A 521-nucleotide genomic window follows, 5' to 3' on the forward strand; every position below is an offset into this window, starting at 1 on the left:
ATGCGAGTTATGGGAATTCAAGGTGTTCGTCGGGGTAAAGCACATAAGACAACGATACCTGACGAGCAACAAGATAAGCCACTTGATTTAGTTAATCGTCAATTTACTGCTGAGCAGCCAAATCAACTTTGGGTAGCTGACATCACCTATGTTGCCACATGGAGTGGGTTTGTTTATGTCGCTTTCGTGATAGATGTTTTTTCACGATACATTGTAGGTTGGCGTGTATCAACGACAATGCACACAGAGCTTATTCTTGATGCGTTAGAGCAAGCTATTTGGCATCGTGGCAACCCCGAAGGGTTAATTCACCACAGCGACAGAGGCAGCCAATATTTGTCTATACGATACACTGAGCGACTTGCTGAAGCTGGAATTCAAGCGTCTGTAGGCAGTGTGGGTGACTCTTATGACAATGCATTGGCTGAAACAATAAATGGATTATTTAAAACAGAGATTATTCGCAGAAATGGCCCGTGGAAGAATGTTGATGCTGTTGAATACGCAACGTTAGAGTGGGT

The 521-nt window shown here is 43.6% G+C and carries 1 protein-coding gene; it reads left to right on the forward strand.

Annotation, left to right across the window (positions count from 1 at the left end):
• The coding region (locus tag PSH48_RS20765; protein WP_273612300.1) for an IS3 family transposase at nucleotides 1–521 on the forward strand (521 nt) is incomplete at both ends.

It is taken from the genome of Pseudoalteromonas sp. Angola-4, assembly GCF_028599265.1.
Lineage (GTDB): Bacteria > Pseudomonadota > Gammaproteobacteria > Enterobacterales > Alteromonadaceae > Pseudoalteromonas > Pseudoalteromonas atlantica.